Raw genomic sequence first — 20,079 nt, forward strand, 5'->3', positions numbered from 1 at the left:
ATTTCCTCCGTCATTTTCCGTATTTGCTGCTGATCAGATCTGCCAGCGCCTGCGCCATCTCTGAAATGGCGTCTTTATCCCGACCCTCGATCATAATCCGGACCAGCGGCTCCGTCCCGGAGGGTCGGATCAGTACACGGCCGTCTCCGGCCATCTTCTCTTCAATAATCTCCACCGCGCGAAGCACTTCTTCGTCCTTCTTGTACAAAGTCTTGCCCTCGCCGGTGACCCGTGCGTTGACCAGCACCTGCGGGTACAAAGTAATCTCCGCCGCAAGTTCTGAAGGCTTGCGGCCCGAACGCTTCAGAGCCTTCATAAACTGCAGGGACGAGACGGCACCGTCGCCTGTCGTCGAATAATCTCTGAAAATAATATGTCCCGACTGTTCTCCGCCGATTACACATCCGCTCTTCAGCATGGCTTCCAGCACATAGCGGTCCCCCACGTCGGTCACGTCCACGTCCGCGCCCATTTTCTCAATGTATTTATGAAATCCGAGATTGCTCATGACCGTCGCTGTGACTTTGTTTTTCGCCAGTTTTCCGTCGTCCTTCAGCATCCGGGCACAAATGCAGATGGTTTTGTCTCCGTCAATCACCTCGCCGTTTTCGTCCACCACAATCAGACGGTCCGCATCTCCGTCATAAGCGAGTCCGATATCCGCATGCTCTTCCCGGACCTTCTGCTGCAGTTTCTCCGGGTGGGTGGAGCCGATATGATCGTTGATGTTGACGCCGTTCGGCGAGCAGCCGATGGGAATCACCCGTGCGCCCAGATCCCGGTAAACCCGGGGAGCGACCTTGTAGGACGCACCGTTGGCGCAGTCCATGACGACAGTCATGCCGTCAAGACGCACGTCAATTGTGGAGAGAAGGTAGCGCCGGTAGATCTCCATGGCGTTCTCCTCACCTTCCATGCAGGTGCCCAGCGCTTCTCCCGTCATATGGGCGTTGGGATCGATTCCGCGAATGATCAGATCTTCGATTTTCTCTTCAATCGCATCGTCCAGCTTGAAGCCTTCACTGTTGAAGAATTTGATTCCGTTATATTCAAACGGATTATGCGATGCGGAAATCACGACGCCGGCCTGTGCCTCGTAGTGACGAACCAGATAAGCTACCGCAGGCGTGGGAATCACGCCCACCTTGATCACATTGCCTCCGACGGCGAGGATTCCCGCCGTCAGAGCATTCTCCAGCATATCGCCGGAAACACGCGTATCTTTTCCGATGATGATCATCGGGTTTTTCCTGGATTCTCCCAGCACTGACGCCCCTGCTTTTCCAAGGTTAAAAGCGAGTTCCGGCGTCAGCTCGGAATTGGCGACGCCTCTTACTCCATCCGTACCGAATAATCTTCCCATGAATTCCTCCTCCGCTTAATTGCTTTTATCTGTCAGAATAACCGTAATCTGAGCCGGAGTCACCGCTATTCCGTTGTGGTCCTTTCCGCAGGAAGCCTTAACACTCACGCTGTGCGTTCCCTCGTTCAGACCGTCACAGCTTGCAGACACTCTAATATCTCCGGAATCGATCCTTGACATCTGATTTTTTGTCCCCGTAACAGTGACCCGCACCGTGCCTGTCGTGATGCTGGCATTCAGATCATTGTCCACATCGCTGAGTTCCACCTTCTTGCCGCTGATAGAAAATGTCTTGGAGATGCCGGTGTTCCCGGCTGATGATCCCTTCACCGTAACCTTCATCGTAAGGTTGTCAGAGGTATCCGCCAATTCCACTCCGTCCGGCAGATTCGGCTCTATTTTCAGCGTAGTGGATTCCGCCACATCGGACAGATCGATGGTTTTCGCCGTCACGCTGCTGATTTTATCAATTGCATTCCTGTTCCCTTTAATCACAACGGTGGACGGAGCCTTCCACGTCCGCTTATAGTCCCCGCTGTTCTCACCCTTGACCGGCACGGTCAGTGCCACCTTCTTTGTATAGTATAGAACGGTTTTTACATTCGCTCTGTTCTGTGACAGGGTTACGTTGCTCACTTCATTTCCGTCGGCGTCTACCGGCGTCAGTCTGGCGGAAATCACAGTTTCACTGGTTTTTATGTCTGAAACGTTCACCAGCCCCTTCACGTAGGATACCTTATTCACCTGCGATCTGGCTCCGCTGACTGTGACCTGCTTTGGATCCACTGAGGTCGTTGTCGCTTCAGTATTCGCCCCTCCGCTTCCGCTGTACAGAATACGTACCGGCCTGCTGGCACTGATCCGTTTCTGCACGTTGACCGTAATGCGGTTCAGACTCTGATCCTTCACATCCACGCTGTTGGGGACGCTGATGTTGACCCTCAGTTGATTGTTTCCGGCCGCGGCCTCTGAAACGTCCACTGTTGCGGAAATATCGGCAGATCGTACTTTGTTGACGGCGCTGCGCTTTCCGGTGATGGTAATACTCATCTTTTCAGAGCTGGTGCTGACGACCGCCATTCCGTTATCCTGCAGCGTCTGTGTATTGGTCAGTGTGATCGGGATATTGCGGTAGGTCTTGTTCGTCGTCGGATTCATCTCTCCTACCACATAGAACCAGAGGATGAGCGCCAGGATCAGGGAGATAATCAGGTTGCCTTTTTTACTTTGAAGCATGCTTCCCCCTTCCCAGCCGGTTTCCCAGCCTTCCGAGCCTGGAGATTTTTTTGTCCTCCTCTTCTGTGATGAAAAGGTTGAACAAAATCTTTTCCACGCTCTTCTTGTCCAGGAACCGGGTGATTTTTCCCTCTTGTGCAATGGAAATGATTCCGGTCTCTTCGCTGACGATCAGGGTCAGGGCGTCGGAGTTCTCAGTGATGCCGATGCCTGCCCGATGCCTTGTTCCGAGACTTTTATTCAGGTTTTTATTATCTGTCAAAGGGAGCACGCAGCCTGCCGCATAAACCTTGTCTCCGCGGATGATGACCGCACCGTCGTGCAGCGGCGATCCCTCGTAGAAAAGATTCCCCAGCAGTTCTTCCGAAATTTCCGCATTAATAAGGGTTCCCGTTTCCGCGATATCCTCCAGCGTAATCTCACGCTCAAATACGATCAAAGCGCCGGTCTTGCTGGCAGAGAAGGACATAGCCGCGTCTGCTATTTCATCGCAGATGAATTTGGCCTTATCTTTATCCACCTGAGTAACCAGGCGGGCATGAAAAAGCTTGCTTCTGCCCATATATTCCAGACCGCGCCGCAGCTCCGGCTGAAAGAGCACGACCAGTGCGAACAGGCCGACGGTGAATGCGCCGCCCAGAAACCAGTGAACCACATGAAGATTCAGGATCCCCGACAGGAAATAGGCGATAACCAGAACAGCGAGCCCCTTAACCAACTGCTGCGCCCTGGTTTCCTTGATGAATTCCAGTATCTTGTAAAGCACAAAGGTTGTAATTGCAATGTCCAGAGCATCATTCCATCCGATGCTGTATATTGTGTTTGTGAAAAATGTCTGCAACTCATGCATAAAAAATCCCCTTCTACTCAACCCATTTAATTGTATATGAAACGGCACAAAATATCAAGGTATCTGTGGGGATAGTTTGTGCGGAATCAGATATTGTGCAGGGTGTGGAATAATTCCTTTCTCTGCATTGACAGTCTCCACGTGAATTCGGTATAATTGAAAAATCGGCCTGCACGGATACGCCGTGTCCGCCGAACCGTCAGGTTTCAACGATATCGGAGGTTCCATCATATGATAATTAAAACAGTTCTGCTGATCGCTTTTTTCTCTGTGTTTATTTCCATCGGCCTCTACTGCCGCCGGCACAGTACCGACGTGAACGGTTTTGTTCTGGGAGGACGCTCCGTCGGGCCATGGCTCACCGCCTTCGCCTACGGCACATCGTATTTTTCCGCAGTTATCTTTGTAGGCTACGCAGGCCAGTTCGGCTGGAATTTCGGGGTCGCCTCCACCTGGATCGGTCTGGGCAACGCCTTTATCGGCTCTCTCCTCGCCTGGGTCATCCTGGGTCGACGGACACGCATCATGACGCAGCATCTGGGTTCCCGCACCATGCCGGAATTTTTCGGACAGCGATACGGCTCCGCACGGCTGAAGGTTCTGGCTTCCTTCATCACCTTTGTATTCCTGATTCCCTATACGGCGTCGCTGTATAACGGACTGTCCCGACTGTTCCGCATGGCCTTCAACGTGGATTATTCCATCTGCGTCATCGTCATGGCTCTGCTGACCGCAGTTTATGTTATCGCCGGAGGCTATATGGCCACAGCCATCAACGATTTCATCCAGGGACTGATCATGCTGGCCGGCATCGTTGCGGTCATCCTCGCGGTTCTCGCGCAGAACGGCGGGTTCATGAGTTCGCTGGTAAAAATGTCGGAAGTGAGCTCACCTGTGATGAAGGGCGCCTACGTATCTTTTTTCGGCCCGCAGCCGCTGTATCTGCTGATTGTCGTTCTCCTCACCTCGCTCGGCACCTGGGGACTTCCGCAGATGATCAGCAAATTCTATGCGATCGACAATGAGCGCAGCATCAAAACCGGCACCATCGTGTCGACATTTTTCGCCATCATCGTGGCTGGAGGCTGTTACTTTCTCGGCGGCTTCGGACACCTGTTCACCACGGAGCAGGAGGTGCAGTCAAACGGAATGGACAGCATCATTCCGACCATGCTCTCCGGCCTTCCGGATATCCTGATTGGCGTCGTTCTGATTCTCGTGCTGTCCGCGTCTATGTCCACCCTGTCCTCACTGGTGCTGACCTCCGGCTCCACACTGACGCTGGACTTCATCGATCCGCTGCGCGGGAACAGAATGAGCGAGGCACAGAAAATGACTGTCATGCGGATTTTCATCGCGGTTTTCATCGTCATTTCGGCAGTCATTGCCATCGTACAGGCCCGTTCGAGGATCACCTTCATCGCGCAGCTTATGGGGATCTCCTGGGGCGCCCTGTCCGGCTCCTTCCTGGCTCCCTTCCTCTACGGACTCTACTGGAAAAAAACCACCCGCGCGTCTGTACTGACCGCCTTCGGATTCGGAACGGTTATGATGCTGCTCCAGCTCTGCATCTCCCTGGGGCTCTTCACTCCGGCCGGCCCCGTCCTCCGTTGGTTCTTCCAGAATTCCCTGTACTCCGGCGTGTTATCCATGATCGTCTCACTGCTGATCGTCCCTGTCGTCTCTCTTCTTACACAAAAAACCGCGCCCGCGGGAGTTGATGACATGTTCCGCTGTTACGACCGTTCCGTCGTTGTTCATGCCAAAACAGTGCTCGGAGACCGGGACAAATAGTATGCCGCTCCGGCAGCGAGACTCTGCGAACGCTGCAGCCGCTGTAATGCCGTCAGCCGCGCCGCACCACATCACGGCCACGCCGCACACGCAGAAAGGGCCGCTCACCGGACGATGAAGCATCATCGGTCCGGTGGGCGGCCCCTGCATTTTATCCGTCAATACGGAACTGAGAGATCAATAGGTTGTCTCCAGTAATCCGTAATTTCCGTCTTTTCTCTTATATACGACATTAACGCTGTCCGTCTCCATATTCAGGAATACGAAGAAATCGTGCTGCAGCATCTCCATCTGCAGGACGGCCTCGTCCTCGGACATGGGCTCCAGCTGGAATTTCTTGGCCTTGACGACTTTCGCCTCCTCCGTTTCCGTCTCCGGTTCAGGCATGAATTCAAACTTCAGAGCTTTATTGTCGTTATAGCGTTTCCTCAGTTTTCCTTTGAATCTAGACATCTGGCTGGCCAGCTTGTCTACCGCCAGGTCGATTCCCTCGTAAATGTCATCGGTAACCTCCTCCGCTCTGAACACAGCGCCCTTGGCGTTGATCGTTGCCTCAATTTTGTCTCTTCCCCTCTCTTTTGACAAAACGACTTTAGCTGTCGCTTCATCTGAAAAATACTTGTCGAGCTTGTCGAGTTTCTTTTCCACGGTCTCCTGCAGGCGATCATACGTGTTAAAATTCTTCCCTGTGATGTTTACCTTCATATGTGACCTTCCTTTCCGCTTCCGCATGATTGCTGAAGCGCTTTTATATGCAGACCCGAAATCAATATTTCCGGTCAACATTATTATATCATAGCGAAAAACTTCCCGCAACGGAAAGCCTTTTATTTCCCGGCCACAACAGAAAATCCGTCGAACCAGTACTGCCGCATCGTGGGGGGATCTCCGTAATACCCGTATTTCTCATCCCGAAGCGGCTCACCCTCTGCCTCGCCGTCCCGCACTGCAATCAGCGCATCCCTGATTTTGTCGATCGCACTCAGATCCGTTATAAAATCGTTATGCGAAACATAGATGCTCCTCATGTCCGGACAGCGGCGTTTCACCTTCTCCAGTGAATCGATGTATTCCTGTATGTCGGAATGCCCCAGGATCTCGTTGTCGAACTGAACGTAAATCGCACCGAAGTAAATCATATCCCCTGCGAAGAGAATGCCGTCCCGGTGATCGTACAGCATCGCGTGATCCTCTGTATGACCGGGAGTCGTGATGAATTCCACCTCGCGCCCGCCCAGCCGGAACCGGTGGCCGTCCTCACAGCACCGGATATGATAAGGCCGTATGCAGTAGTCTTCCGGAGCAAAGCCCTTCGGATAGCCGAACAGGAACATATCCTCATCGGCCTGATTCGCCAGAGGCTCATGGGGAACTCCCTCTCTGGCCTGCCTGCGCACAATCGGAACATCCGCAGTCACGATTTCCGGAAACCTCCATGCGTTTCCGGTGTGGTCAAAATGAAGATGGCAGTTCACGACAATCAGATTGTCCAGCATATCTTCGGCCTGCGCCCCGCAGCGCAGCATGACAAGTTCCTCGATGACCGGCCGGATGTCACAGATTCCCATTCCCGTATCGAGCATCAGCACGCGGGTTTCCCCGAAAATAAGGAAAACGTTGACCTCCTGCAGATGCTGCGGTTCGCAAACGGCGTACACATCCCCCGGAAGCTCGTAGCACTCATACCACCCCTGTCCGCTCCGGATGTCAATCTGTCTGTACTTGCTGTAATAAGGTCTTTTTTCCGGCGTTTTCCATTTCATTTCCGCGTTCCTGCCTTCCTGAATCACCTCGCGGGTCCCTCTGAGAAATAAGAGAAACGTCTCCGGGCTGACCTGGTCTTTGCCCCCACACTCGCCTTGACCGGTATTTTACCGAGGACTTACATCTAGAGCGCGCCATGATAGTCGCCGCCTTCCGCGGCGGTTTACGTGGATCCCTTCGCCCGCGCCTGGCCTGGATTTTCAACCACAGACCCCGGAAACGTTAATTCCAAGTATATCAGTAAACGCGCCTCGTTTCAACGGAAAACCTTCAGTATTTCGCCGCAGTACCTTCAGTATTTTGCCGCGAACGCGATGAAAATCACATCTGCCGGCTCTGCGTGCATCAGCGCCTTTCTGCATTCCAGAGCGGTTGGAGGGTAGTGTAGAAATCGTCGGCGAATGATATAATGATGCATCTATCTACTCTCCCAATTAAAATTATCCACCGAGTTAAGTATAAAATTGCTCTTTTGAAACAAAAACTCTACTCTGCAGTTGTCGCTTTACCACAAGAGTAGAGTATTAATTCTATTTTTTAATTTATATCGCTATCCGATTATCATAGACATCCCCGCAAAAGCCATAGCTGATAAACTAAAGCAGTAAAACATAACTGAAAAATATAACGATCCTTTTTTCTTATCAGTTCTATGCTCAATTGTATTATAAAATCCAAGCATCAGAAATGCTACTGCCGTAAAAATAAATCTTAGTGGTTCAAGTTGTATTATAATAGCGCATACAACAGAAACCAAAAATAAAAGAACCATACCGAATTTTAATGAACTGCTCTTAGTCATCGCACACGACCCCCTCATTTAAAACGAGCATTGATCAACTACTGCATCTATCCCAAGCACTGCCGCCCCAAAATTCATAAGTGTCTTTCCTACGCCTTCCCACAGTTCTTTTGAGTACTTCGCCCTTCTTAATACTTTGACCGTTGAAGTATTATGCTTCTTTGCTATAGCTTTCGCCTTCTTTATAATTCCAATCAGTTTGCTTGCACTTTTTTTCACGCCACCCAAGGCTTTAATGTATTTTTTTATTTTTGCTATTTTAGCTGCAGCAAAAACTGTAGAACCCACCACCCATCCAATTGCTCCGGCACATTTTGTGATTTGCCACGCAGTGGGATCTGCAACCACAGGAAAAGCAGTATTCTCGTCAAAATTCACAATTTGAATTAATGAATTTCCTCTCACATCATAATGAGTACTAATTGAGTTTCCATTTGCATCCTTTGCCCAAGCAGGATCAATAACTGATACAATCTGATTATCAGAATCAACCACATAGGCTTCTCCTGTATCATAGTCAGCGCCCAAATACTCCTTGGCCGTGACAAGTTTCTCACCATCTTGAAGATCAAATTCAAAATCATATTCATGCGGAGCCGTTTCCTTTGATATAGTAATTAGGGCTCTCACGCTATCAATCTGTTCGTCCCCAACTTGCTCCGTCAGTGGCTGCACAGCTACTGAAACATCTTTCTCACAATTATAAACCATCATACCACTTTCAGACAACAACCCTTTGGTTCCTTTTGCTTCCTCCGGTAATCTAAATTCTAGTGTTTCGCCTTCACCGTCATTTAGTTCGATCACATCATCACCATCCTTAGGTATAATAATTTCAGAAGAATAGCCATCTGCTATAAAAGCATTCTTTGTTTCATATACGTCATCATTGACCAAGTTCTTCGACGTCATATTTTCAATTATCTGTGCCTGCTTTTCGCAGGCTTTCTCCTCCTCACTTTCTGCAGTGATTGCAAATCCTTCTGTTGTTGTTACAAACAACAGAAGGAGGACTATCAAAAGAGATAACATTCTGCTTTTCTTACCAAACACTTTTTCCATGTCTAATTCTCCCTACATTTTTCATAAAATTTCTTCATGTCATTATCGATTTGTCCATCATACACCGTGACAATCCTGCCTTTATTGACTTCCAGTATCGCTGGGATTTCATTAATACCCATTGATTTAACATATTCACTCATTTCACTTTTCTGACTGACTTTTACTTTGGTATTAAAATAATAGATTGTAATACCCTTGTCGTGGACACTCTTTTCAAATTCTGGATAAAATTCCTGACAGTCTGGGCAATTAGGTCTCCCCACATAAACGTAAAATGTTCCTTTTGAATTAATCATTTCGTTAAGTTCACGCTTTGATATTGAAATTATTTCTCCCTTTTGCTGGTTAGCACAGAACGCTGCACCTGCCACAACTGCAGTTAATATTAAGCCAACTAAGATATACATCTTTACTTTTTTATAAATTGACACCACCTCCATATTCAGTGCATTTATTTCGCTTACCTATATTACACTCTCATATATAAAAAATCAAGCAATTGCATAAACGCAGAACCATCAGTATTTTGCCGCGAACGCGATGAAAATCACATCTGCCGGCTCTGCGTGCATCAGCGCCTTTCTGCATTCCAGAGCGGTTGCACCGGTAGTGTAGAAATCGTCCAGCAGCAATACCGTTCGCCCGCGAATTCTTTCCGCGGTCTCCATGTCAGGCTCAATGCTTCCTCGAATATTTTCCTCCCGCTCCGTCGGCGAAAGCCCGCGCATCGGTCGGGTGTCTCTCGTTCTTCGCAGTGCTCCGGGAACAGAATCCGCGCCCGTAAGCCTGCCGAGATGCTTCGCGATCAGCGCCGCCTGATTGAATCCGCGCGCCCGCTCCTTCCTTGGATTCATCGGAACAGGTACGATGACATCAAAAAAGATGCCGGCAGCCTCAAGCCTATCCCGCATCATTTCCGCAATATCTCTCGCGATATATTTGTGCCCGTTGTATTTTAAGGAAAAAATCAGTGTCCTCTCATAGATTCCGTACTGCGCACAGCGCAGCGTCCGCATCCCGTCCCGCTCCCTCGGCGGATCCTGATCCCATCGGATATGCCGGATGCAGTGATCACAAAGATTATACGTTCTGGTTTCGTCGATCAGATTTCCACAGCAGTTGCAATACAGCGACGGCGGGTAAATCAGATCCAGAACCGATTCCACAAACGCCCGCGCTCCCGCCGGCGTTAAACGTCCCGGTCGTCCCACACGAGTTCCTCCTTCCCGGTGTCAGTCTCTTCAAATTCCATCATCCTCCCGAGCCGATCCTGCAGACCGGAATACCTCAGGCGGATTCGGTCGTTATCAATCATGGCGCACATCCGGTTCTCTGATCCCACGAGAACAACGATCCGCTTACCGCGGGTCACCGCAGTATAGAGCAGATTTCTGGTCGCCAGCATGGGTGGAAACCAGGAAACCGGCATGATGACGACAGGAAATTCACTGCCCTGACTTTTGTGCACCGTCACAGCATAAGCCAGCTCAAGTTCATCCAGCTGAGAAAAATCATACTGCACAAACCGTTCATCGTCATACAGTACCGTAAGACTGCCGTACTCGTTGTCAATCGCCTGGATGAAGCCCACGTCCCCGTTGAACACGCCCTGCCCGCTCTGAGCGACGCCGGGAATCTTCCACTCCATCTGGTAATTATTGCGGATCTGCATCACCTTGTCGCCGGCTCGGAAAACGTGGTCTCCGAATTTCTTTTCTGCGGCATCCGGCGACGCCGGATTGCAGGCCTCCTGCAGAACGCTGTTCAGTTCCACAGTGCCCACCAGACCTTTCTTTGTCGGTGAAAGCACCTGAATTTCCCCGACAGGATCAACTCCATAATACGCAGGAAGCCGCCGCGTAACGAGTTCGGTAATCAGCCTCTGCATCTCTTTCTCGCTGCTCCGCTCCATGAAAAAGAAGTCCGTGTCTTTTCCGTTCAGCGTCGGATATTCCCCGTGATTGATGCGGTGGGCATTGACTACAATCATGCTTTCCTCTGCCTGCCGATAGATCTCCGTCAGACGTGAGGTCTGAATCATGCCGCTTTCGATGATATCCGTAAGAACATTCCCCGCCCCGACGGAAGGCAGCTGATCGCTGTCTCCCACCAGAATCAGGCGGGTTCCGGGCCGGATCGCCTCTGTCAGGCTCTGCATCAGAAGCAGATCGATCATGGAAGCTTCGTCGATGATGACCACATCGTAATCCAGCGGATCCTCTGCGTTTTTTCCGAACTGCATTTCATCCATGCCTTCCGAATAATAATATTCCAGAAGCCGGTGAATCGTGGAAGCGTAATGGCCGGAGGTTTCTGTGATCCGTTTTGCGGCGCGTCCTGTGGGAGCAGCAATCGCCACATTGAAACCACTTTCCTCAAAGACATTGATGATCGTGTTGATGATCGTAGTTTTTCCGGTTCCCGGGCCCCCGGTAATTACTGAGATTCCGGAGGTCACGGCGCGAAGCACTGCGGATTTCTGTTTCTCTGACAGGCGTAGTCCTGTGGCTGTCTCCGTCATTTCAATGCTCTTTTTTATATCGACGGCCGGAGCCTTCAGGTCTCCGTGGGCGATGGCGACGAGATTGCGGCATACTTTCTGTTCTGCAAGGTAATAGCTGTAAAGATAAACCACCGGCTCATCCCGTATGGTATCAAGCTGCACGTCGCCGGTAAATGCCATGTTCACCAGTTCATCCTTCACCTGCTCCCGGGTGAGTTCCAGAATCTGTGCCACCTTCTCGCACAAAACCTCTTGCGGAACGAATGTGCTCCCGTCACTGACGTAACTCATCAGTCCGTATCGTATCCCACTCTGAATCCGGAACGGACTGTCCGATGCCACGCCCATCCGGGCGGCCACATCGTCCGCCCGCCGGAACCCGAAGCCGTACAGTTCGTCCACCAGCCGGTACGGATTCTCCTGAATCAGGGAAACCGCATCCTTTCCATAGCCCTTGTACAGGCGCAGCGTCTGCGCGGCAGACACGCCGTAACCCTGGAAGAACAGACTCACATCCGCGAACTCCCGGTGCTCCGCAAAAGACGCCGCAATGACATCGGCTTTCTTCGATCCGATTCCCGGAACCTCACAAAGCCGTTCCGGCTGCTTTTCAATAATCTGCAGTGTCTCTTCCCCGAATTTCGCGACAATCGCTCCCGCTGTCTTGGAACCGATTCCCTTAATGATCCCCGAAGCCAGAAAACCTTCGATGCCGGCGCGGGTGGTGGGCAGAACTTCCCTCGCCTCAGTGAATACAAACTGTTCTCCGTAACGCGGATGATTCTTGAATGTTCCGGTAAGTTCCAGACAGGTGCCCTTCGCCGCAGAAGAAAGATTTCCCACAACCGTCAGAAGTTCATCGTCTGTCTCCATGTCGGCAATCGTGTACCCGTTTTCATCATTATGAAATATAATCTCTGTCAGTACGCCTTTTTTTGTTTCCATACTCTCCCGGTCCCGCGGCTCCGTCGCCGGATCCGCCTGCTCTTCCGCACTCTACCGCAGCCAGTGTACGTAGCGGCTGTTGGCGCTGAGCTTGCTCTTGCTGTATTTCTTCGCCATTTTCAGAAGATACTTCCGGTCGTTGTTCCGCGGATCCTGATGCACCTTGGCGACCACGAGATGCAGAAGTTCCTCGGCCTTCTCCGGCTCGTCGGTGATTCCTGCCTCCATGATATCGTTTCCGTCGATGCAGAGATCCTCCACAAAGATCGGTTCGTTATTCTCCTGCACCGCCTTCAGCAGTGCATTTCTGGCCTCGATCTTCATGGCAGGATGATCATAGACGATACGCTGAGCCTTCGTGAGGTTGTGAAGATAATTGTATTTCTGATAGCCGTTTTCATATATATATCGCTTCAGATCCTGCGTATTGGAAAGGAATGTGACCTTCAGAAGTTCTGTCATCGCTTCCTTCAGTCTCGTTTCCGTCGCCTGGTCGAAATTCATGCGCTCAATCGCCGCAAGTCCTCTCTTTTCATTGAGAACCGTATAAAAGAGGCCGAGTCTCCGGAGCCGCACCGGCCTGGTTTTGTCAATATTCTCACACAGTGTGACAAACTGCTGTCCCTCTCCGGAACTCATCTTACGGGCGACCTCTTCACCGTAGACGGCCGCCATAAGCCCGGTATCCGCCATCATATTCAGAGCCTTTCCGGTATTGTTCCCGGTCAGCACAAGCTCCAACTCCTGCCGGATGGGTCCGACCGGGTGATCTAGAAGCAGGCGCCAGTTCCGCACAATGGCGTCCGCCATACCCTTCTGCAAATCGAATCCGTACTGGGAAACATAGCGCATCGCCTGCATCATGCGGATCGGCTCTTCACGAAACAGCTCATCCGGATCTTTCACCGTCTTCAGCAACCGGTTCCTGATATCCTCCATTCCGCCGTACGGATCCACCAGAGTACGCTCCGGGTTGTCTGCGATGGCGGCCGCAGTGAAGCCGTAGCCGGACACCTCCTCTTCAATCGTACCCTCCATCGTCGCGATATCGCAGGTCGAACCCTTCACCGAGGTCTCTCCGAACTCGTCCTCCTCCTCATAGGTGAAATCCAGACGAAAGATTCCGTTTCTCTCATCTTCGACCTCCGCCTCCGGAAAGATCTTCCGGATCGTCTCCGGATCTGCCTTTGTCACCATATCCCATTCCCAGGGAGATTCACCCAGCGCCCATTCGATTATACAGTCGCCGACCACGTAGGTCTCGAAGCCCTCCTTCTCCAGCGTCTTCATCGCCCCGTGAACATCCTTGTCGAACTTGATCAATGATCCATCCTCCTCGTTTGATATATTTTGCTGACCGCTGCCTGTCCTACCCTTACAGACACCGGTTTTACAGTTTCATTTCCGTCTGCGCCGCCTTCAGCGCTCTGCCGATCGCAGTATCCCGATCCTCCATTCGCTCCCTCGACGCCTTTGGACGGGTTACGCCACTTCCCGGATGCGCTTTTCCCTGTCCGGTCTCCGGATTCCCCGCTACTGTGGATTCCCCGCTCTCCGTTTCCTCCGACCGCGGCGCCGTGGAAGGCTTGTACAGCCTGCGGTTATCCAGTGTCCAGACACGGTCGGAAAAGGTTCCGGGCTCCGCGGGAGCCAGTGCGTCGAACATATCGAAAAGCCGTGCATCCAGAATATCCAGATAGTGAAGCACCTCCGCCTCCGGAAACAAAGGTTTCTTGGGACTTCCGTACTCCGGCTCGTAATGATGGGACAAAACCATGTGTTCAAGCATCAGAGCCTTTTCCCTCGGAAATCCGAGTTCCCCGGTCAGCTCGTCAAGATATTTGACACCCATCACGATATGTCCCAGCAACTGTCCCTCAAATGAATATCCCGGCGAAACGCCGTTGTGATCGGATTCAATCTCGAAGAGCTTCTGTATATCGTGAACGATAACGCCTGCCGCCACAAGATCGCGATCCAGATCCGTATAAACCTCGCAGACCCTGAGCCCTGTCATGAGCATCCTCTTCATATGGAACAGAAGCCCCGCATACTCTGCGTGGTGGTTGCGGGTGGCCGCCGGATAGTACATGATTCTCTCCCGGTTATCCTTCAGCACCCGGGTGCAGAGTCTGCGCAGATCCGGATCCGCCATGGCATCTGCCACGTTATAAATATAATCATACATCTCCTCCGGACGTTCCGGCGCAGCTTTGATATAGTCGGCGATCTCACAGCCGTCCTGAGGCACGGCCTTCCGGATCCGCATGATCCGCAGCTGTGTCTGATTCTGCCACTCCGTCACCGTCGCCTTGACCTTGACCAGATCTCCCTCCTTTATGGCATTCAGAGATGGCGCCTCCGCCTCGCTGACATCCCACTTCTTGGAGTGAACCTCGCCCGTCTTGTCTCCCAGCGTGATATCAAGGTACTGCTTTCCATTCGATCCGACCTTGATTCCGATCATCCGGACCATGAAGAAATCCATGATCTCCATGTCTTTTTTCAGTTTATTTACGTAGAATTGTTTCAATTTCGGTCTCCGTCATCTGCTGAAATAACTTAGGCGGCGCGGCTGTCTCCGAAACATCGGCAGCCGCGTTTCCGCACGAGGATATTATATCATAAATCCGTTTCATACGCTATACCGCCCCTTGCACATTTGAAATTTCCGTGTATAATGGGATTGTACCAACCACAAGGGGAGCTTGCACAGGCAGGCTGAGAGTAAGCGGCAGCTTTGACCCGTAACCTGATTTGGATAATGCCAACGTAGGGAAACAAAAGGGACTTCACCGGGCCGCAGAAGGCCCGGTTTTTGTCGCAGGAAGGAAGCATTATGTTAAAAGAACAGTTTGACAATCTCAGAGCGGGATCAGTCCTCGTACACAACATCACCAATTACGTTACTGTAAATGATGTTGCCAACGCGATTCTGGCGTGCGGGGCGAGTCCCATCATGAGCGATGAGCCGGAGGACGTGGAGGATATCACCTCTATCTGCGGCGCTCTGAACATCAACATCGGCACGCTGAACCGACGGAGCATCGAGGCCATGTACGCGGCAGGCAGACGGGCCAGAGAACTCGGGCACAAAATCCTTCTGGATCCGGTGGGCGCAGGCGCAAGCAGGCTTCGCACCGAAACCGCCAGGGGCCTTATGAACAAAATCAGATTCGACGTGATCCGGGGGAACATCTCGGAAATCCGGACCATCGCCACAGGCTCAGGTACTACTCGGGGAGTGGATGCAGACATCGCAGACGCTATTACAGAGCACAACGTCGACGAGGGCGTGGATTTTGTGCGGAGCATTGCTGCGGAAACGGGCTGCATCATTGCCGTCACCGGGGCTATCGACCTGGTCAGCGATGGAAAACGCTGCTTCGTCATCCGCAACGGACGTCCTGAAATGAGCCGTATCACCGGCACAGGCTGTCAGCTTTCGGGCATCACTGCAGCGTTCCTCGCTGCGAACCCGCAGACGCCTCTGGAGGCGACAGCCGCAGCGGTATGTGCCATGGGACTTGCCGGTGAAATCGGATGGAGCCGGATGCAGGAGGACGACGGAAATTCCACCTACCGTAACCGCATCATCGACGCAATCTGTAATATGGACGGACAGCAGCTGGAAGAAGGTGCGAAATATGAAATCCGATAAGGAAAATCTGCTGCTTTATGCAGTGACGGACCGCCACTGGACCGGACGGGAAACCCTGCGCCAGCAGGTTGAGGCCGCACTCAGGGGCGGCGTGACCTTTGTGCAGCTTCGGGAAAAAAATATGGAGCACGACGCATTCCGGAAAGAAGCTCTGGAGATCCGCGATCTGTGCAGAGCCTACCGCGTTCCCTTTGTTCTGGACGACGATGTCTCACTCGCCATGGAAGTTGACGCGGACGGAATTCACGTGGGACAGAGCGATATGGAGGCCGGCGATGTGCGGGCGTTAATCGGTCCGGACAGGATTCTGGGCGTATCGGCGTGCACTGTGGAGGAAGCGGTTGCGGCCGAACAGCGGGGCGCTGATTATCTCGGAGTGGGAGCGGTTTTTCCCACCGGCTCCAAGGATGACGCCAGGCCGGTTACCCGTGAAACACTCCGGAAAATCTGTGAAGCCGTCACTATTCCTGTCATCGCGATCGGCGGAATCACCGAGCAGAACGTCATGGAACTGGCCGGCTCCGGAATCTGCGGTGTTGCCGTAATCAGCGCAATTTTCGGGCAGCCGGAGATCGAATCTGCCACTAAACGGCTGAAGGCGGCTGTCTCCGAAATGGTCAGCCGCTGAATCAGATGATTCGCTGCTAAGGCAGAGATAAACAAGTTAATACCACGCGGCGGATCGGGGGCACCACTTTCCGTCGCGCAATAAAATTAATGCAAGGAGAATCGTAATGAAGAAAAAAACCGCATTAACAATCGCCGGATCGGACTCCGGCGGAGGCGCCGGGATCCAGGCGGATCTGAAGACCATGACCGTAAACGGCGTCTTCGCGACCTGCGCTGTCACGGCGCTTACCGCCCAGAATACCACCGGCGTAACCGACATCATGAACGTCACACCGGAATTCCTGGCGAAGGAGCTGGACGCCGTTTTCACGGACATCTACCCCGACGCCGTCAAGGTCGGTATGGTTTCCGCATCAAATCTTATCGAGGTTATCGCGGACCGGCTGACGAGGTACGAGGCCCGCAATATTGTCGTGGACCCTGTAATGGTGGCCACCAGCGGGGCACGCCTGATTTCAGACGATGCCATTGAAACGCTGTGTGCGCGGCTTCTGCCGCTCGCGACGGTCATCACGCCGAATATTCCGGAGGCGGAGGTTCTGTCAGGAGGACAGATTCGGAATGCGTCAGAAATGGAATCGGCGGCCCGCCTGATTTATGAAAAATTCGGCTGCTGCGTACTGCTCAAGGGCGGGCATGACGTGAACGCCGCCAATGATCTTTTGTATGGAGCAGAGGGAGCGGAATGGTTCCCCGGAAAACGCATCGACAATCCCAACACGCACGGCACCGGGTGCACTCTGTCCAGCGCAATCGCCGCAAACCTGGCGAAAGGCCGGGATCTGACAGAGTCTGTGGCTGCCGCCAAACGGTATATTTCCGGCGCGCTGTCGGCCATGCTGGATCTCGGGAAGGGATCCGGGCCGATGGATCACGCCTTTGCAGTGAAGGGAGAGTATTGATGGAACGGAGAACTACAATATTTGAAAACGGACTGATCTGGTTTGGAGCCGGCGTGTCCATCGCCGAGATTCTGACCGGAACCTATTTTGCGCCTCTGGGCATGACCCGCGGAATCGCAGCGATTCTGACCGGACATCTGATCGGGTGCGTTCTGCTGTTTCTGGCGGGGTACATCGGTGCGCGGACGCGGCGCAGCGCGATGGAGACCACAAAGATGAGCTTCGGCGCCCGGGGCGGCCTGCTGTTCGCGATTCTGAACGTCCTGCAGCTGGTGGGATGGACTGCGATTATGATTTATGACGGCGCGCTGTCGGCGAATGCCGTGCTGAAAACCGGCGCCTGGGTCTGGTGCCTGATTATCGGCGCCCTGATCTGTCTGTGGCTGTTCATCGGTATTACAAATCTGGGAAAAATCAACGTAATTACAATGACGGCGCTGTTTATTCTGACTCTTGTTCTCTGCAAGGTCATCTTCTTCAGCGGCGGCAGCAGCCGATACTCCATCTCGGACGGAATCACGTTCGGTGCAGCAGTGGAGCTCGCTGTAGCCATGCCCCTCTCCTGGCTTCCTCTTATCAGCGATTATACCCGCGAGGCCGAAAAACCCTTCGCTGCAACGCTGGGAAGCGCCGTGACCTACGGGCTGGTAAGCTGCTGGATGTACCTGATCGGAATGGGTGCGGCGATTTTCACCGGAACCTATGATATTTCTCAGATCATGCTGAAGGCGGGACTGGGCGTCGCCGGTCTGCTGATTATCGTTTTTTCCACCGTCACCACGACCTTCATGGACGCGTACTCTGCCGGAATTTCCGCGGTGTCCATCCGCTCTGAAATCAATGGAAAAATCTGTGCTGTCATCGTCGCCGTCGTCGGTACAGTGTGTGCCATCCTCTTCCCTATGGATGACATCACGTCCTTCCTCTATTTAATCGGATCGGTATTCGCGCCGATGATTGCTGTCATGATCGCTGATTACTTTATTCTTCACGCCGATTCAGGCAGCACGGCGTTTAACTGGCGGAATCTGGCCATCTGGCTCATCGGCTTCCTTCTGTATCGTTTCCTGATGACAAAGGATCTGATCTGCGGCAATACCCTGCCGGATATGCTTGTCACCACTGTTATCGCCGTCATCGCAGGCAGACTGGCTGCTGCACGCCGGGGTTCCCGTGGAGAACAAAGCCGGGACGCAATGTAGACACAATGCAGACATAGAAAAAGGCAGAACCGTATCACCGCCTCCCTCCCGGGAGGCAGCAGGATGCGGCTCTGCTTTTTTTGAACTGTTTCTGCGGATGTGCAGGTCATCATTCCCCCATCCGCTTTTCACAATTTATTTTCCATCCTCTCCGTCTGAAATATCCGGAATGTCCGGCAGATCCGGCAGACTTCCTTTCCCGGATCCTTTCTGCGGCTGCGCCGGTCTCTGTCCCTGCTGCGGCTGCGCCGGTCTCTGCCCCTGCCGCGGCTGCGCCGGTCTCTGTCCCTGCTGCGGCTGCGCCGGTCTCTGTCCCTGCCGCGGCTGCGCCGGTCTCTGTCCCTTCCGCGGCTGCGCCGGTCTTTGTTCCTGCCGTGGCTGCGCCGGTCTCTGCGCAGGAGCGACGGTTCCGGCCGATGCCGCAGGTCTTGCAGGCGCGGCGGGCGCAGGCGTAACTGTTCCGCCGGTCGCGGACTGTTCTGTCAACCCCGCAGCGACCTCAGTCTCTTCCGGTTCCTGTCCCGGAAGCGGAATTTTACTGAACCGGCTGTATGTGCCATGCACTCTCGCAATCGCACCGATGTACACGACAACCAGAAGGATCATGCAGAGGATCGCCCCGCCTATAAGAATCAGTGCGTTATCCATATTCCCGGCCATATCAGAAATGTTCCGGATCGTACCGCCGTGTTCACTGATGGACTGAATCAGCCCTTTCCCCCCGGAGATCAGCGCCATGAGACCCAGGACAACGGCAGCTGCCGTCAGAACCACATATTCCACCCATGTGCGGGTGCATTTTCTGGAATATTTTTTTTCTTCATGAGCCATGGCGATCTGCGCACAGCCGCCCATCAGATTCTTGATGCAGAGGATGTGGATGACAGCGGAAATCACCGACAAAACGACTGCGACAGTGACAATGACCAGCCCTGTTTCCTTCGGCATCGTGGTATTGCCGTTATCATCCATCGAACCGAGGATCAGGAATGCGCCGACGAACACGACCGCGCCTGCCAGAAGCGCCAGCAGAATATTCCAGATATAATAATTTCTCGCCTTTCGGAACTTGTCCGAATAACTCTTGACCCTGCTGAGTCCCGCGATAATCATCAGAGTGAAAACCAGGACGGCGATCACCAGAATTAATGTGGCCAGATTCCCTGATGAAATCCCCTCTCCCATAGTGTTTGAAACAACGGAGCTGACTGCGCCTCCGATTCCGCAGATCAGAAATTCCAGCAGCATCCCCCAAAAGACAAGCAGCAGCCCCCTCAAATTATACGTTCTCTGATTCTCCATACCTTTCTCCTTTCTGTACGACCTTCCGCGGCGTTTTCCCCGCCGCAGAATCTGTCCTTT

18 protein-coding genes are annotated in these 20,079 nt (G+C 52.7%); 5 read left to right on the forward strand and 13 right to left on the reverse strand.

Features of this window, described 5'->3' with window-relative positions; all coding sequences use genetic code 11:
* Nucleotides 1-10: 10 nt before the first annotated feature.
* Genes glmM through cdaA form a run of 3 tightly spaced genes read right to left on the reverse strand, consistent with a single transcriptional unit; the run spans nucleotide 11 to nucleotide 3,449 of the window.
* Entirely contained in the window at nucleotides 11-1,363 is a 1,353-nt protein-coding gene (glmM, locus tag FYJ64_RS01220) for a phosphoglucosamine mutase (protein ID WP_154573425.1), read from the reverse strand.
* 15 nt (nucleotides 1,364-1,378) lie between these two features.
* Entirely contained in the window at nucleotides 1,379-2,599 is a 1,221-nt protein-coding gene (locus FYJ64_RS01225; protein ID WP_154573426.1) for a CdaR family protein, read from the reverse strand.
* Complete coding sequence (cdaA, locus tag FYJ64_RS01230; RefSeq protein WP_154573427.1) at nucleotides 2,586-3,449, reverse strand: diadenylate cyclase CdaA; 864 nt, start codon at nucleotides 3,447-3,449, stop codon at nucleotides 2,586-2,588. Before cdaA ends, FYJ64_RS01225 begins: the two co-directional genes overlap by 14 nt.
* 231 nt (nucleotides 3,450-3,680) lie before the next feature.
* On the opposite strand from cdaA, the gene FYJ64_RS01235 reads away from it, so the two are divergent.
* On the forward strand, nucleotides 3,681-5,243 hold the full coding sequence (locus tag FYJ64_RS01235) for a sodium:solute symporter family transporter (RefSeq protein WP_154573428.1): 1,563 nt from the start codon (nucleotides 3,681-3,683) through the stop codon (nucleotides 5,241-5,243).
* Between the two features lie 177 nt (nucleotides 5,244-5,420).
* Here FYJ64_RS01235 and hpf read toward each other — a convergent pair whose 3' ends face one another.
* From hpf to FYJ64_RS01280, 9 genes are all read right to left on the reverse strand, one after another.
* On the reverse strand, nucleotides 5,421-5,948 hold the full coding sequence (gene hpf / locus FYJ64_RS01240; protein ID WP_075714675.1) for a ribosome hibernation-promoting factor, HPF/YfiA family: 528 nt from the start codon (nucleotides 5,946-5,948) through the stop codon (nucleotides 5,421-5,423).
* A 122-nt stretch (nucleotides 5,949-6,070) separates the two neighbouring features.
* Nucleotides 6,071-7,006 carry an MBL fold metallo-hydrolase gene (locus FYJ64_RS01245; RefSeq protein WP_154573429.1) on the reverse strand — a complete coding sequence of 312 codons (936 nt, stop codon included), beginning with the start codon at nucleotides 7,004-7,006 and terminating at the stop codon, nucleotides 6,071-6,073.
* A 551-nt stretch (nucleotides 7,007-7,557) separates the two neighbouring features.
* Nucleotides 7,558-7,809 carry a hypothetical protein gene (locus FYJ64_RS01250; RefSeq protein WP_154573430.1) on the reverse strand — a complete coding sequence of 84 codons (252 nt, stop codon included), beginning with the start codon at nucleotides 7,807-7,809 and terminating at the stop codon, nucleotides 7,558-7,560.
* An 18-nt stretch (nucleotides 7,810-7,827) separates the two neighbouring features.
* Nucleotides 7,828-8,871 carry a hypothetical protein gene (locus tag FYJ64_RS01255; protein WP_154573431.1) on the reverse strand — a complete coding sequence of 348 codons (1,044 nt, stop codon included), beginning with the start codon at nucleotides 8,869-8,871 and terminating at the stop codon, nucleotides 7,828-7,830.
* A gap of 2 nt (nucleotides 8,872-8,873) precedes the next feature.
* A complete protein-coding gene (locus FYJ64_RS01260) occupies nucleotides 8,874-9,314 on the reverse strand; it encodes a DUF6568 family protein (protein WP_154573432.1) in 441 nt (146 codons plus the stop codon).
* Nucleotides 9,315-9,392: 78 nt separating this feature from the next.
* Entirely contained in the window at nucleotides 9,393-10,085 is a 693-nt protein-coding gene (locus tag FYJ64_RS01265) for a ComF family protein (RefSeq protein ID WP_154573433.1), read from the reverse strand.
* The gene (gene recD2 / locus FYJ64_RS01270; protein ID WP_154573434.1) at nucleotides 10,064-12,322 is read right to left on the reverse strand and encodes an SF1B family DNA helicase RecD2; all 2,259 of its coding nucleotides are present in this window, start codon (nucleotides 12,320-12,322) and stop codon (nucleotides 10,064-10,066) included. The genes FYJ64_RS01265 and recD2 overlap by 22 nt, the downstream gene beginning before the upstream one ends.
* 51 nt (nucleotides 12,323-12,373) lie before the next feature.
* On the reverse strand, nucleotides 12,374-13,645 hold the full coding sequence (locus FYJ64_RS01275; RefSeq protein WP_154573435.1) for a tRNA nucleotidyltransferase/poly(A) polymerase family protein: 1,272 nt from the start codon (nucleotides 13,643-13,645) through the stop codon (nucleotides 12,374-12,376).
* Nucleotides 13,646-13,712: 67 nt separating this feature from the next.
* Nucleotides 13,713-14,855 carry a 3'-5' exoribonuclease YhaM family protein gene (locus FYJ64_RS01280; RefSeq protein WP_154573436.1) on the reverse strand — a complete coding sequence of 381 codons (1,143 nt, stop codon included), beginning with the start codon at nucleotides 14,853-14,855 and terminating at the stop codon, nucleotides 13,713-13,715.
* 306 nt (nucleotides 14,856-15,161) lie between these two features.
* Between FYJ64_RS01280 and thiM the strand changes: the two genes are divergently transcribed.
* The 4 genes from thiM (at nucleotide 15,162) to cytX (ending at nucleotide 18,717) form a co-directional block, all read left to right on the forward strand.
* Nucleotides 15,162-15,983 carry a hydroxyethylthiazole kinase gene (thiM, locus tag FYJ64_RS01285; protein WP_154573437.1) on the forward strand — a complete coding sequence of 274 codons (822 nt, stop codon included), beginning with the start codon at nucleotides 15,162-15,164 and terminating at the stop codon, nucleotides 15,981-15,983.
* Nucleotides 15,970-16,611 carry a thiamine phosphate synthase gene (gene thiE / locus FYJ64_RS01290; RefSeq protein WP_154573438.1) on the forward strand — a complete coding sequence of 214 codons (642 nt, stop codon included), beginning with the start codon at nucleotides 15,970-15,972 and terminating at the stop codon, nucleotides 16,609-16,611. The genes thiM and thiE overlap by 14 nt, the downstream gene beginning before the upstream one ends.
* Nucleotides 16,612-16,717: 106 nt before the next feature.
* The gene (gene thiD, locus FYJ64_RS01295) at nucleotides 16,718-17,515 is read left to right on the forward strand and encodes a bifunctional hydroxymethylpyrimidine kinase/phosphomethylpyrimidine kinase (protein WP_154573439.1); all 798 of its coding nucleotides are present in this window, start codon (nucleotides 16,718-16,720) and stop codon (nucleotides 17,513-17,515) included.
* Nucleotides 17,515-18,717: a putative hydroxymethylpyrimidine transporter CytX gene (cytX, locus tag FYJ64_RS01300; RefSeq protein WP_407717607.1), complete on the forward strand. Its 1,203-nt coding sequence runs from the start codon at nucleotides 17,515-17,517 to the stop codon at nucleotides 18,715-18,717. The genes thiD and cytX overlap by 1 nt, the downstream gene beginning before the upstream one ends.
* 135 nt (nucleotides 18,718-18,852) lie before the next feature.
* Here cytX and FYJ64_RS01305 read toward each other — a convergent pair whose 3' ends face one another.
* Nucleotides 18,853-20,019 (reverse strand): hypothetical protein, encoded by a 1,167-nt coding sequence (locus FYJ64_RS01305; protein WP_154573441.1) that lies wholly within the window; start codon nucleotides 20,017-20,019, stop codon nucleotides 18,853-18,855.
* Between the last annotated feature and the right edge of the window lie 60 nt (nucleotides 20,020-20,079).

Origin of the sequence: Hornefia butyriciproducens, assembly GCF_009695915.1 — a bacterium.
GTDB classification, from domain to species: domain Bacteria; phylum Bacillota; class Clostridia; order Peptostreptococcales; family Anaerovoracaceae; genus Aminicella; species Aminicella butyriciproducens.